This window comes from Marinobacter sp. SS21 (assembly GCF_028369065.1).
In the GTDB taxonomy this organism is placed as follows: Bacteria; Pseudomonadota; Gammaproteobacteria; order Pseudomonadales; family Oleiphilaceae; genus Marinobacter.
This window is the reverse complement of the sequence record NZ_JAQNDA010000004.1, coordinates 310,819-325,383: the sequence shown is the minus strand read 5'-3', so window position 1 is coordinate 325,383 and position 14,565 is coordinate 310,819. Positions and strand designations below refer to the sequence as shown.

9 protein-coding genes are annotated in these 14,565 nt (G+C 60.7%); 4 read left to right on the top strand and 5 right to left on the bottom strand.

All coding sequences use genetic code 11. The features are described 5' to 3' along the window. Positions 1-73: 73 nt before the first annotated feature. Together aceF and aceE are read right to left on the bottom strand one after the other, a co-directional pair. Positions 74-1,765 carry a dihydrolipoyllysine-residue acetyltransferase gene (aceF, locus tag N6L25_RS07915; protein WP_271979262.1) on the bottom strand — a complete coding sequence of 564 codons (1,692 nt, stop codon included), beginning with the start codon at positions 1,763-1,765 and terminating at the stop codon, positions 74-76. A gap of 10 nt (positions 1,766-1,775) precedes the next feature. Then, positions 1,776-4,439: a pyruvate dehydrogenase (acetyl-transferring), homodimeric type gene (aceE, locus tag N6L25_RS07910; RefSeq protein WP_271979261.1), complete on the bottom strand. Its 2,664-nt coding sequence runs from the start codon at positions 4,437-4,439 to the stop codon at positions 1,776-1,778. A 610-nt stretch (positions 4,440-5,049) separates the two neighbouring features. Between aceE and N6L25_RS07905 the strand changes: the two genes are divergently transcribed. Then, complete coding sequence (locus N6L25_RS07905) at positions 5,050-6,414, top strand: KamA family radical SAM protein (RefSeq protein WP_271979259.1); 1,365 nt, start codon at positions 5,050-5,052, stop codon at positions 6,412-6,414. A gap of 134 nt (positions 6,415-6,548) precedes the next feature. Further along, positions 6,549-7,199 (top strand): hypothetical protein, encoded by a 651-nt coding sequence (locus tag N6L25_RS07900; RefSeq protein ID WP_271979258.1) that lies wholly within the window; start codon positions 6,549-6,551, stop codon positions 7,197-7,199. Here the strand turns inward: N6L25_RS07900 and N6L25_RS07895 are convergent. After that, positions 7,161-8,609, bottom strand: a complete 1,449-nt coding sequence (locus tag N6L25_RS07895) for a hypothetical protein (protein ID WP_271979257.1) — start codon at positions 8,607-8,609, stop codon at positions 7,161-7,163. The genes N6L25_RS07900 and N6L25_RS07895 overlap by 39 nt on opposite strands. Positions 8,610-8,821: 212 nt before the next feature. Further along, positions 8,822-9,685, bottom strand: coding sequence for a thioredoxin (gene trxA, locus N6L25_RS07890; protein WP_271979256.1), 864 nt, complete (start codon positions 9,683-9,685; stop codon positions 8,822-8,824). Between the two features lie 233 nt (positions 9,686-9,918). On the opposite strand from trxA, the gene lon reads away from it, so the two are divergent. Next, a complete protein-coding gene (lon, locus tag N6L25_RS07885; protein WP_271979255.1) occupies positions 9,919-12,357 on the top strand; it encodes an endopeptidase La in 2,439 nt (812 codons plus the stop codon). A 369-nt stretch (positions 12,358-12,726) separates the two neighbouring features. Here lon and N6L25_RS07880 read toward each other — a convergent pair whose 3' ends face one another. Then, on the bottom strand, positions 12,727-13,227 hold the full coding sequence (locus N6L25_RS07880) for a MarR family winged helix-turn-helix transcriptional regulator (protein ID WP_271979254.1): 501 nt from the start codon (positions 13,225-13,227) through the stop codon (positions 12,727-12,729). Positions 13,228-13,581: 354 nt separating this feature from the next. Here N6L25_RS07880 and N6L25_RS07875 point away from each other — a divergent pair, with 354 nt between their 5' ends. Then, positions 13,582-14,529, top strand: a complete 948-nt coding sequence (locus N6L25_RS07875; protein WP_442915221.1) for a TPR end-of-group domain-containing protein — start codon at positions 13,582-13,584, stop codon at positions 14,527-14,529. The last annotated feature ends 36 nt before the right edge of the window (positions 14,530-14,565 follow it).

Sequence of the window (14,565 nt, the reverse complement as noted above, 5' to 3'; positions counted from 1 at the left end):
CCTTAGAGGCCAGCGGAGGGAATCCCTCCACCAACCACCAGGCACCGCCCAAGCAGGCTACAACATACCAATCTCAAAGCAACAAGTGCCGAATATCCCCCAACAACTCACTGAGACGAGTCGTAAACCGGGCCGCATCGGCCCCGTTCACCGCCCGGTGATCGTAAGACAGGGACAGCGGTAACATCAGCCGCGGCTGAAAGGCAGCGCCATCCCACACCGGCTGCATGGCCGCCTTGGACACCCCAAGAATCGCCACCTCCGGCGCATTGACGATGGGCGTGAATGCCGTGCCGCCGATGCCACCGAGACTGGTGATGGTGAAGCAGGCGCCCTGCATCTCCGCTGGCTTCAGCTTTTTGTCGCGAGCCTTGGCCGCCAATTCCGCCGCCTCCTGAGCCAATTCCCACAAGCCCTTTTGATCCACGTCCCGGATCACCGGTACCATCAAGCCCGCCGGTGTATCCACCGCGATGCCGATGTGGATGTAGCGCTTGCGGATCAACTCCTTCTTCTCCAGATCCAGCGATACATTGAATTGCGGCAGGTCCGCCAGCGCCCGGGCACAGGCCTTGAGCATGAACGGCAGCGGCGTCATCTTGACACCACGCCTCTCGCCTTCCGCCTTCAGGCTCTTGCGGTAATCCTCCAGCTCCGTAATGTCGGCGTCGTCGAACTGCGTAACATGGGGCACATTAAGCCAGTTGCGCTGCATGTTATTAGCCGTGGCTACATGCAATCGGGACATCGATTCCCGCTCAGTCTCGCCGAACTGGCTAAAGTCCGGTAGCTTGATGCCGGGAATGCCGGCGCCCCCGGAGACCGCGCCGCCCTCCTGCACCTGTCTGAGCTGGTGCTTGATGTAGGCCTCGACATCTTCCTTGAGAATCCGCCCCTTGGGGCCCTTACCCTGCACCCGGGCAAGGTCGGCGCCCAGCTCCCGCGCCAGTTTGCGCACCGCCGGTCCGGCATGGACCTTGGCACTCGGGGCCGGGGTCGCTTCCGGCTTGGACTCGGGGGCGGGCTTGGCGGCCTCGGGCGCTTTCGCTGGGGCCGCTGCCTCTGCGTCTTTCGGTGCAGCAGCGGATTCGGCTTCCGCCTCTCCGCCTACGGAGACGATCATTTCCACCAGGCTATCGCCCTCAGAAAGGGTGTCTCCCTCCTTTACCAGGATCTTGCCGATCTTGCCGGCAAAGGGCGACGGCAGTTCCATGGTGGCCTTGTCGGATTCGACGGTGACCAAGGGGTCATCGATCTCAACGCTGTCACCTTCGCTAACGTTGATCTCGATAACCGGCACATTCTCGAAGCCGTCCAGCGGCGGCACCTTCACGGTTTCCTCGCGGGCAGCGCCAGCGTTCGAGGACGGCTTGGGTTCGGCTTTCGCCGCTTCCGGCTCAGACTCAGCCGCGGCACTGTCTGTTGTGGCGTCAGCACTTTCGGCATCGTCGCCACTTTCGGCTCTGTCACCAACGTCCGCTTTGCCACCAACGTCAGCTTCGTCACCCACTTCGGCATCGCCGCCACCTTCAGCGTTGAAAGTGCCGACCACATCGCCCTCCCGCACCTTGTCGCCGACCTTGACGGTAATAGCGGTGATCTTGCCCGCCGCCGGTGCCGGCAGCTCCACCGTGGCCTTGTCGGATTCCACCGTCAGAATGGGGTCCTCCTCCGCCACCGAGTCACCCTCGTTGACGAGAATTTCGATGACTTCGACTTCCTCCGCACCGCCGAGGTCGGGAACCTTGATGTCCTGTTCACTCATGGCGACCTCCTCAGCTCTGCACCGGATTTGATTTGTTGCGATCAATACCGTACTTGCGCATCGCTTCCAGCACGACGTCTCCTTTCACTTCGCCATCGGTGGCCAGGGCGGACAGGGCAGCGACCACCACGTGGTAGCGATCCACCTCGAAGAAACTTCTCAGTTTCTGCCGGGTGTCACTGCGGCCAAAGCCGTCGGTCCCCAGGGTAACGTAGGTCTTCGGTACAAAGGCCCGCAGCTGTTCGGAATGCAGCTTGATGTAGTCGGTGGACGACACCACCGGCCCCTGCCGCTTCTCCAGGCATTGGGTGACGTACGGCTTCTTCGCCTTGTCGTCCGGGTGGTAGCGGTTCCAGCGCTCGATGTGCTGACCATCCCGCGCCAGCTCGTTGTAGCTGGTCACGCTCCAGACATCGCTGGCGATGCCGTAGTCGTCCCGCAGCAGCTCGGCCGCCGCCCGCACCTCGTTGAGGATGGCGCCGGAGCCCAGCAACTGGACCCGCTGGGCTTTCTTCCTGCCCTTGAGTTCCACCGACGCCAGCAGGTACATGCCCTTGATGATGCCGTCCTCGACGCCTTCGGGCATCGCCGGCTGTTCGTAGTTTTCATTCTCGATGGTGAGGTAGTAAAAGACGCTCTTGTTGTCCTCAAACATCTCCTTCATGCCGTGCTGCACCACCACCGCCATCTCGTAACCGTAGGCCGGGTCGTAGGCCTTACAGTTGGGAATGGTGTTGGCGAGGATATGGCTGTGGCCATCCTGGTGTTGCAGACCTTCGCCGTTCAGGGTGGTCCGCCCCGCCGTGCCGCCCACCAGGAAGCCGCGGGCCTGGATATCGCCCGACGCCCAGGCCAGATCGCCCACCCGCTGGAAGCCGAACATCGAATAGAAAATGTAGAACGGGATCAGCGGGAAGTCGTTGGTACTGTAAGAGGTGGCGCAGGCCATCCAGGCCGCCATTGAGCCGTCCTCGTTGATGCCCTCCTCAAGGATCTGCCCTTTCTTGTCCTCCCGGTAGTACATGATCTGATCCCGGTCCTGGGGCACGTACTTCTGCCCCTCGGAGGTGTAGATGCCCAATTGACGGAACATGCCTTCCATGCCGAAGGTGCGGGCCTCGTCCGGCACGATGGGCACCACCCGCTTGCCCACCCGCTTGTCTTTGGTCAGCGCGGTCAGCAGACGAACGAAGGTCATGGTGGTGGACACCTTACGGTCGCCCGACCCTTCCAACACACTCTTGAAAATGTCCAGCTCGGGGATTTGCAACGGCTGGCAATCCTTGCGGCGTTTGGGGTAGAAGCCACCCAGATCCTGCCGGCGCTTGCGCATGTAAACCATTTCCGGACTGTCCGGTGCCGGCCGGTAATAGGGCACTTCCTTGAGCTCGTCGTCTTTCAGCGGTACCGCGAAACGGTCCCGGAAGCTCTTGAGCGCCTCAACATCCAGCTTCTTCAGGGAATGGGCGGTGTTCTGCGCTTCCCCGGCCGCGCCAAAGCCGTAGCCCTTGATGGTGTGGGCGAGAATCACCGTGGGCCGGCCACCGTGATTGTGGGTGGCGTGGTGGTAGGCGGCATAAACTTTGTAGGGATCGTGACCACCCCGGTTGAGCCGGGCGATGTCGTCATCGGACAGGCCCTCCACCAGCTTGGCCAGCTCGGGATACTTGCCGAAGAAATTCTTGCGGGTGTAAGCCGCGCCGTTACTCTTGTAGTTCTGCAGATCACCGTCACAGACCTCATCCATGGCCCGTTGCATCAGGCCATCCTTGTCCTTTTCGAACAGCGGGTCCCACATCCGCCCCCAGACCACCTTCAGCACGTTCCAGCCGGCACCACGGAAGACACCTTCCAGTTCCTGGATGATTTTGCCGTTACCGCGCACCGGACCATCGAGGCGCTGCAGGTTGCAGTTGACGACAAAGATGAGGTTGTCCAGCTTTTCCCGGCCGGCCAGGGAGATGGAGCCCAGGGTTTCCGGCTCGTCGCACTCGCCGTCGCCAATGAAGCACCAGACCTTGCGATCGCCCATGTCGATCAGCTCACGGCTGTGCAGGTACTTCATCACATGCGCCTGATAGATCGCCTGGATCGGGCCAAGCCCCATGGATACGGTAGGGAACTGCCAGTAATCCGGCATCAGCCAGGGATGGGGGTAGGACGACAGGCCACTGCCATCGACCTCCTCGCGGTACTTATCCAGCTGTTCCTCCTCGAAGCGCCCTTCGAGATAGGAACGGGCATAGATGCCCGGGGCCGAGTGGCCCTGAAAATACACCAGGTCGGATTCCCGCTTATCGTCGCCGCCGTGGAAAAAGTAGTTGAAACCAACGTCATACAATGTCGCCGCCGACGAAAACGAGGAGATATGGCCACCCAGCTCACCGGGACGCCGATTGGCCCGGAGCACCATCGCCATGGCGTTCCAGCGGATCAGCGAGCGGATCCGGCGCTCCATGAACAGATCCCCCGGCATACGGGCTTCCTGGGTGACCGGTATGGAGTTGCGAAACGGCGTCGTAATCGAATAGGGCAGTTCGGTGCCATCACGACTGGCACGCTCAGACAGCCGCTCCAGAATGTATTTGGCGCGCTCCACACCCTCCTGCTCGATCAGAGATTCCAACGCATCCAGCCATTCGCTGGTTTCTACGGGATCTTCGTCCTGGTACATCCAACCCTCCCCTCAAAAATAAGAACGCGGCGCTTAACCGCATTGAACGTCTGTGGTTGTCCACATGACTCGCATGACGGCGATATTGCGGCCCAGACAAGGCCGGGAATGGAGCGAAACCTGCCTACAGCATAGATCAGCCTGCCCAGTTTGCCCGTCGCCGGGGTGCTCAAAACCGGTTCCGCCTAGCCAAAATGTTGTTTTATTACTAGACCTACACCCAAAATCTTCCCGATCATCGCCACAAAATCGCAACAAAACCGTCACATTCGGGAATTCTTTTACGATAATGACGTTTTTTTATGACACCCTCAATACCACTCCGACCAATGTCGTAACCACTGCCCAGCCAACCTTTCAGGCACTAAACGAATTACCCGACCATTCCGGCACAAGCACCAACCCATGGAAGCTCACCACCAGGAACAGGCCCCGCCAGATCAGGCCTCATTTCGTCATGCAGATCACCCACTTAACAAAAAACATTCGTTAGACCTGAAAATATTTTGGGTTTTCTGTATACTCGTCTGCCCGCTTTTTAATCAGTGGTCTCGGTGGGCTCTCCGCCAACCTTTTCATTCCTTCTTTGATTTAACCCTGAGGGCGATCTATGAATTCCATCGTCACCTTTCCGAACCGCATCCCCGCAGCAGAGTTCGAAGAGCGGCGTTTTCAGGTCTATACGGACCGCCAGCTCGACAAGATTGAGGCCATTCAGCAACTGCCAGAGGCCACCCGCTTCGAAATGCGGGTTGTCGCCAGCGTGCTGCCTTTCCGGGTCAATGAATACGTCATCAATGAACTGATCCAGTGGAACAAGGTGCCCAACGACCCTATTTACCAACTGGTCTTCCCGCAGAAGGGCATGCTGAAGGACGAGCATTTCGAGCGCATGGCCAAGCTGCACCGCGAGGGTGCCGACAAGCAGCTGATCCAGGCCGCCGCCAAGGAAATCCGCGACGAACTGAACCCGCACCCGGCCGGGCAGATGGAAATGAATATGCCGGAGCTGGACGGCGAAGTGCTGGATGGCGTGCAGCACAAATATCGTGAAACCGTGCTGTTCTTTCCGGCCCAGGGCCAGACCTGCCACTCCTACTGCACCTTCTGTTTCCGCTGGGCGCAGTTTGTCGGTGACAAGGACCTGAAGATGGCCAGCACCGAGGCCGAAAAGCTGCACGGCTACCTGCAGGCTCACCCGGAAGTGACCGACCTGCTGGTCACCGGTGGCGACCCGATGGTAATGAAGACCAAAAACCTGGTGCAGTATCTGGAGCCCCTGCTGGAGCCGGAGTTCGATCACATCCAGACCATCCGCATCGGCACCAAGGCACTGACCTTCTGGCCGTACCGCTTCGTCACCGACAAGGATGCCAACGAGTTGATCGACCTGTTCGCCCGACTGGTGGATGCCGGCAAGCATGTGGCCATCATGGCGCACTACAATCACTGGCAGGAGATTTCCACCGACATCGCCGAGGAAGCGATTCGCCGCATCCGCTCCAGTGGCGCCGAGATTCGCGCTCAGGGCCCGCTGATCAAGCACGTCAACGACAACGCCGACGACTGGGCCAGGATGTGGAAGAAACAGGTGAAGCTGGGCATCATCCCCTACTACCTGTTTGTGGAGCGGGACACCGGCGCCAAGGCCTACTTCGAGCTGCCACTGGCCGAGGCCTACGACATCTACCGCGAGGCCATCAAGAAAGTCTCCGGCTTGAGCCGCACCGCACGTGGCCCCTCCATGAGCGCCGGCCCCGGCAAGGTGGAAGTCCAGGGCATCACCGAGATCAACGGTGAGAAGGTGTTCGTATTGCGCTTCCTGCAGGGCCGCAATCCAGACTGGGTTCAACGCCCGTTTTTTGCCAAGTACAGTGACACGGCCACCTGGCTGCATGAGCTGGAGCCCGCCTTCGGGGAAGAGAAGTTCTTCTTCGAGGACGAGTACGATGAGATGCGCAAGGGCAATGGCTAACGCCTCGCCCCCACAAAAAAGCCGGCCTCCAAAGGGCCGGCTTTTTTGTTTGTCTGAACTTTCCACCACCACGATTGACTAATCTCAACACACGCCAGCCGACCTGAACCAACACCATTCCCAGGGAGCAGGCCATGACCTTGGCATCACACCTACCTCACCCGTCGATCCAACGGGCACTGAGTTCTCGCAGCCGAGCTGCGGGCACCGCCGCACTGGTGGCGATCATGGCGGCCCTCGGCAACGGCGTGTTCTGTTTTGTGCTGGAGGACCTGCTTCAGCTACCCAACCTGCCATTGCGCCTGGTAGGACCAGGGCTGATGCTCGGAGCGGCCGTGTACGGGCTGTTCCCCTGGCTCGCTGCCCACCCGCACTGGCCGGGACAGGCCTCGAAAGCCATTCTACCGATCGTGGTTGGCTGGGCACTGGCCATGGAACTGGGACTGTTAGCTCAACCCCTGACCGGCTTCGCCATGTCCGCGACCCTGGCACTGGCGGGCCTGACGGGCGCCATTGGATTGCTTCTGGGGTTGCGCCACAGCAGTCCCGCCCGGTTATCCATCATCGGCTACGCCTTACCGCTCCTGGCCTTGGGCGCTGCCATGGGCGTCTGCCAGCCACTCTTCACCCAGCTCAGCCAGCAGCTGTTATCCGACGCCTCGCTGGCCCTGCTCTGGCAACGCATCGTTGCGAACCTGCTGTTCTTCGGACCTTGGCAGGGAGTCATGCTGGGCCTGGCGGTCTTGCTACTGCCCGCCGACAGTTTCCCGCGGCAGCCGGAATAATCGCTCAAGCAGTCGTGGCTCGTCGAAATGTCGGCGTCCGGTGAACGAGACGGCATGGCGCCCCCATTGCCGCATGGCTCCGGCTGACGGCACCCCGGTTGGCCACAGCAGCCAACGCTCGGCCCGTTCAGAGCCCGCCACCATGCCCGCATCGTCAAACAGCCGACCGCCGGCATAAGAACGCCCGCGCAGCTGGTGATACGGCGCCAGCAGGTAAGGCTCGGCATCCGGGCTCGCGGCCTCAAGCGCGACGCCGACCAGCTGGTGCTCACCGGCACTGAGGTACAGCACCACGCCACTCCCGGTCGGCGGCACCGTCCGCAAGATCCACACCTCGTCTTTCGCGGCGACGATGTCATCCCGCAACACCAGCCCCCCTGCCACCAGTAGCCACTGGTGATAACAACCACAGGCGTGCATGAGGTCGTAGATGAGGGCACGCCCGTCCGGCCCCAGCGTCACCCGCCACACCACGCCGTCGAGCGCGCCCGCGTAAATATCCAGCGGCGCCACACTGGGCCTGGCGGCGAACCAGACCGTGTACACCAGCTGCGGCAGCACCTCATCGTGCAGCCGGGTGTATTCAAGCTGGGCAAACACCACCGGCTGGGAGAGAAAGCGAAGCTCACCCCGCAGTCCCCGACCCGGACGGCCAGGCTGGTCATTCCAGTCGCGAGTCTCAACCGCCAGCGTGGGGGCGAACTGAGTCAGCAGCCGCTGCGCTTCGACTTCGGAGTAAGCGGGTATTCCCAACGCATCGGGTGACGGCGCCGGTCCGGCACGAATCCTGCGGACCAGCGGTGAGCGGGGCTCGACGTCCGGCCTGTAGTATTGCCAGGGTGCTTGCGGCTGATAGCGACCAAACTGCGCCCGCAAACCCGCCATCAGCGTTGCCGCCCGCCAACGGATCATCGGCCTCACCAACGGGTAGAGCCCCAGCACCTGGGCCGCCGTCCGGTAGCTGTCCGGCACCGCCTTGGCGCGGTTCAGGTGCTGCCAACCATCCTCCTGCTCCAGCATCCGCTGCATCGCCATCCGTCCGCAATGCCGCAGCTGGGCCAGCTTGTCATCCACCGCCCCGTCCAGGCTTTCCGCTTCCTGCTCCCAGGCTTCGATCGCCAACGCCAAAGCACGCTGCCCCCAGGCTTGGCGCTGAGGCACAGAGAGACTGGGGAGATCAAAGCTGGCCAGGAAACGGTCGACCCGCAGGTGGGGATAGCCAGGCGGCGACCAGGCCTGGGCATCGGCCGCATCGGCGCTCCGAACCTGGGCCTGCCAGTCCCGGAATACGACGTCGCAGTCGGTCGCCAGCCCACCCAGCGGGGGCGCAACCTGGCCCCGGGCGACACAACCGGCAATGCCCAGTAGCAACAGCAACACCAGCCAACGGAATCCGCCTCGCCTCTTCATCGCGCCCTCTCACCACACGGAAGGTGAGAGGTTAGAGCGGCGGACTCGCCGGTAGGTTCCAGGTGATCAGGGCGAACGCCCTGTCAGCGGGGGGGATGAAGCAGACAGAAACGCCGGCACCAAGGTTGCCGGCGTTGAGGTCAGGGCATTAATGCATCAAAGAATCAATGCTTCAAAGAATCAGTGCATCGGCAAATCATTTCATCTGTGAATCAATGCATCAGGGTATAGAGTTTACGACGATAGCTGCGCACGTCCGGATTGCTGCTTCCCAATTTGTCGAACAGCTCGATCAGGGTGGTCTTGGCGATGCCGTCCTTGTAACCCGGGTCCACCTGCATCAGGCGGATCAGCAACTCCATAGCGGTGGCATTCTCATCCTTCAACACCTGCTGCAGCGCCAACTGGTGCAGCGCAGCCGGGTCTTCCGGATTCGCCGCCAGGGTCTGCTCCAGCTCCACCACCGAGGGCAACTCACCCGCTTGCTTGATGAATTTGATGCGGGCCGCCAGCTGCTTGGCCTGGGTCTGTAGCTTTTCTTCCGGCGGCAGGCTTTCCAGCACCTGCTCGGCGGTTTCGATATCCCCCAGTTCGGCCTTGAGCTGGGCCACATCGATGAGCACCTTCATATTCTCCGGGTCTTTCTGGTTGAGTTCCGTCAGAATGGCCAGGGCGCCTTCCGCATCGCCCTGCTCCCAAAGTCCATGGGCCTTCTCGTAGGGATCTTCCGCCGGCGCCTCCACGTGCTTGTCCAGCACCGCGCGAATCTCACTTTCCGGCAGGGCACCATTGAACCCATCCACCGCCTGGCCGTCTTTCACCAGAATCACCGTGGGCAGGCTACGCACACCCAGACTCGCGGTCAGCTGTTGCTGCTCATCCGCATTGACCTTCGCCAGCCGGAACTGCCCCTGGTATTCGTTGGCCAGCTTTTCCAGCACCGGCATCAGCTGCTTGCAGGGGGCACACCAATCCGCCCAGACATCGATCAGAATGGGCGTCTGGGATGAAGCCGTCATCACCGCGTCCTGGAAGTTGTCCATGGTGGCTTCAAAAATGTGGGGCGAATTGCTCATGGTCAGCACCTGATCCGTTTTGCGAAGGTAAAGTTACCCCTAGAGTGATGGCATTGGCAGGAATTTCAAGGTCTGGCCAGCCCCGCCGCCGGCCAAGACCGCATTTTCCGATGAAATTCCTTGAAATAACGTCAGATGACGTTACATAGCATGAGAAGAGCAGGCCGCTGTCTGGACGACGGCCAGGGAGCCTTCAGTGGATACTTTCACCGGAAAAAAGAAGCCGACACCTGATGAGCAACGACAACCGCCACGATGTCATTGAGGATGTAACCGAGTACATCGGAAAAGAAGACAACAGCAAGGGGCTTGCCCTCCCCCAACAGCTGATGCCCCGGCGCATGTACATACTGCCCGTCTCAAACCGGCCGTTTCTGCCGGCCCAGGTTCAGCCGGTCATGGTCAATCGTGCGCCCTGGGATGAGACACTCAAACGGGTCGGTGAGACCGACCACCAGGTGCTGGGCATCTGTTACGTCGATGATCCCGACTCCGAACACGCCGTGCCCGCCAGCGAGGAGCTGGAAACCGTGGGCTGTGCGGTCCGGGTCCATCACGTCCAGCGCGACGAACAACGCATCCAGTTCATTGCTCAAGGCCTGCAGCGCATCCGCATCGTGCAATGGTTACGGCGAAAGCCCCCTTATCTGGTCGAGGTGGAATACCCCGACGCGCCGGAGGAGGAGGCGGATGAGCTCAAGGCCTACACCCTCGCCATCATCACCGCCATCAAGGAACTGCTGCGCACCAACCCGCTCTACGGCGAGGACGTGAAACAGTACCTGTCACGATTTGGACCGGACGACAGCTCGCCGCTGGCGGATTTCGGTGCCTCCATGACCAGCGCACCGGGAGCCGAGCTGCAGGACGTGCTCAACACGATACCGCTGATCCGGCGCATGGAGAAGGTGTTGCTGCTGATGCGCAAGGAGCTGGAAGTGGCGCGACTGCAGGCGGAAATCAGCGAAGAGGTGAACGACCAGGTACAAACGCACCAGCGCGAGTTCTTCCTCAAGGAACAGCTCAAGGTGATCCAGCGGGAACTGGGCATCGCCAAGGACGACAAGACTGCCGACATTGAACGCTTCCAGCAGCGGCTTGAGGAACTGACCCCGCCGGAACATGTGCTCGAACGCTTCGAGGAAGAACGACAAAAACTGCAGATGCTGGAACAGGGCTCGCCGGAATACGGCGTGACCCGGAACTACCTGGACTGGCTGACCCAGGTGCCCTGGGGCAAAGCCTCCAGGGACCATTTCGACCTGGCCCAAGCGCGGCGCATCCTCGACCGGGATCACGACGGCCTGGAAGATGTGAAGCAGCGGATCATCGAGTTCCTCGCGGAGGGTACCTTCAAGGGCGAGGTGTCCGGCTCCATCCTGCTGTTGGTGGGGCCGCCGGGCGTAGGCAAGACGTCCATCGGTCATTCCATCGCCGATGCCCTGGGCCGTGAGTTCTATCGCTTCAGCGTGGGCGGCATGCGCGATGAGGCCGAGATCAAGGGTCACCGCCGCACTTACATCGGCGCCATGCCCGGCAAGTTCGTCCAGGCACTGAAAGACGCCAAGGTGTCCAATCCGGTGATCATGCTGGATGAGATCGACAAGATCGGAGCCTCCTACCAGGGCGACCCGGCCTCCGCCTTGTTGGAAACGCTGGACCCGGAACAGAACCGGGAGTTCCTCGATCACTATCTGGACGTGCGTATGGACCTGTCCAAGGTGCTGTTCATCTGCACCGCCAACCAGCTGGACACCATTCCGCGGCCATTGCTGGACCGCATGGACGTAATCCGGCTCTCCGGCTATATCGCCGAAGAGAAGCTTGCCATCGCCAAGCACTACCTGCTGCCGCGGCTGCTCAAGCGGGCCGGACTGCTGAAGAAACAACTCAACATCAGCGATGCCGCGCTGAAACAGGTGATTGAAGGCTATGCCCGGGAAGCCGGGGTCCGGAACCTGGAGAAGCTGATTCACAAGGTCGTTCGCAAGGGCATCGTCAAACTGCTGGCTGAGCCAGACACCCCGGTCAAAGTAGGCGTGTCCGATCTGGCCGGCTACCTGGGCCAGCCGGTGTTCAAGAAGGAGCGCGGCCTCAAGGGGATCGGCGTCGTGACCGGGTTGGCCTGGACCGCCATGGGCGGGGCCACGCTGAGCATCGAGGCCTCCCGTGTCCACACCAATCATCGCGGTTTCAAGCTCACCGGCCAGCTTGGCGAGGTGATGAAGGAATCCGCCGAGATTGCCTATAGCTACATTGCCTCCAACCTCAAGCGCTTCAAGGGCGATGCCGCGTTCTTCGATAAATCCTTTGTGCACCTTCACGTGCCGGCCGGAGCCACTCCGAAGGACGGCCCCAGTGCGGGCATTACCATTGCCACTGCCCTGCTGTCGATTGCCCGCAACGAAACACCACGACAGAACGTCGCGATGACCGGCGAACTGACCCTAACCGGCCAGGTGCTGCCGGTGGGCGGAATTCGGGAAAAGGTGATTGCGGCACGGCGACAGAAAATCGGCACCCTGGTGCTGCCGGAGGCCAATCAGGGTGACTACGACGAGCTGCCGGACTACCTGAAAGAGGGGCTGGAGGTGCATTTTGCCAAAAGCTTTGGCGAGGTGTTTCAGGTGGTGTTCGATGACAAGCCGAGGAAGAAGGCCAGCGTTCATTGATGACTGGCTGATCTGAGCAAGGCTTCGAGGGGGGAGAGGCGGCCTTCCGGATTGAGAGAAGGCCTTCGAGGAGGAGGGGCTTCTTTCGCCGCTTAGACGGCACCTCCTGTACCGGCTAAGCTACCGGGACGTCCATGTCCCTGCTACAGAAGCCCCTCCCCCTCAAAGTCCCAAGCATCCAGTTGAGCGGAACCGCTCAAAGGCTGCTCAGATTTCAGGGCCTGCGGGGGTGGGTGGCCTTGCGGAACAGAGGCATGGATGCCTCGGTAGCTGTGCCGGTACAGGGACGTACCGTCACAGCGGTGGAGCAAGGCCGCCCGCCCCCGCAGGCTTTCTCCCAAGCATCAGACCCGGCACACAATCAAGGAGTTACTTCTTGCCGTTCTCCTTCCAGCCATCCTCCCGCAACACCGGCCCCACATCGAGCACCGGCGAGGCATCAATGTGATCCGCATCCATCATGTTCGCCACCCGCTGCAGCGACGAAATGATCATGGTCTGCTCCCATTCCTGCAGACTCTGGAATTTCTCGATGAACTCCTCCTGCAACGGCTGGGGCGCGCGGGCCAGAATCTCGGCGCCTTCCTCGGTTAAATGCGCATGGACCTTGCGCTTGTCCTGGGTGCTGCGCACCCGGTATACCAGCTGGCGATGTTCCAGGCGGTCCAGAATAGTGGTGACCGTGGCCTGACTGAGGCTCACCTGCTCGGCAATGGTTCCAATGGTAACCTCGCCGAGGTCACGAATAGTCCGCATGATCAGCAGCTGCGGGCCGGTGAGTCCGGCGTGCTTGCTGAGACGCTTTGAATGCAAATCTGTCGCCCGGATGACCCGTCTTAGCGCCACCAGAACCTGTTCGTAGTTATTCACCGCACTTCCCCAGTCCGCCCCCTCAAAAGGGCTCGAATTATAGGCGCTGAGTTTTTCCGAGTACAAAGCCTTTTGACCCGACACGCTGCTGATGGCTCCTTCTGGCAGGCCATTCCATCTGTACGCCTTGATTTTAGACACTTGCTTTTAGCCAATTAGCATTAGACAACGCAAGCGGCGTTCCGTTGGCGGCTCACCCGTCCATATATTTACACCACTAATTATTAGAGGTCGTTATTACACCAATTGCAAGCCATGCCGTCCCCCGGCCACCGGACATTCCCCCCGCATTTCCGGTGGCCACTGTGCTAAGGTCTGTAGGCAACTGATCCCCAACGATTAACGGAATGGCTCATGACTGACCTATCGCGCTCCGCCAGCGTTCGACGCGCCCCGACCATCTTGCTTGGCCTGCTGCTGATCGCGCTGGGGGTCCTGACCATGCGCCCTGCTCTGGCCCAGGATGAGCCAGGTTCCACCGGCGGAGCCAATGCCGAGGATGTCGCCGAGCGAGTCGAAACCCTGGAGGCGCCGCTGTACAACCCATTCGTTGAGCGCTATCTGCTGGACGAAGTAAAAAGCCTGCGCAATGACCTGCAGAACACCCGGGCCGAGTTGATTGAAAAAGTGGTGGACAAAGAATTGTCGGTTGCCGACAAGACCATGTCTTACGCCACCGATACCGTGACCTATTTCTTCTACCTGATCGCCGGTGCCACCTCCATCCTGGTGGTCATTGGCTGGAACTCCATTCGTGACATGCGCCACCAGCTCACCAGCCTGGCCGAGAAACGGGTCAACGAGCTGGTGATTGAATACGAGAAGCGCCTCAAGACCATCGAGGAACAACTGCAGCAGAAATCCGACATCATCCAGCAGAACCAGGACGAGATCGAGCGCACCAATGAAGTGCACTCGCTCTGGCTCAAGGCAAGCCAGGAAACCTCCCAGCAGAACAAGATCTCGGCCTACGACCAGATTCTGGATCTGCGCCCGGACGATGTCGAAGCGCTCAGCTACAAGGCCGACGCGGTGCTGGAGTTGCAGGAGCCGCTGTGGGCCATCAGCCTCTGTCTGCGGGCCTTGAAACTGGCACCGGACAACGGCCATGCTCACTATCAGCTGGCCTGCGCCTATGCCGAGATCGGACGCTGGGAAGACGCCGTCAACACGCTGGCCCGGGCCATTGATATTTCCGAGGCGTACCGCGACGATGCCTCGGTGGATCCCAGCTTCTCACGGCTAAAGGATCATGAGAATTTCCGCTCGCTGGTGTTTCCCGACCAGGAAGGCAGCGATTGAAGCTATGGCACAGCCTTTGCCTGAGGTCATGCGACC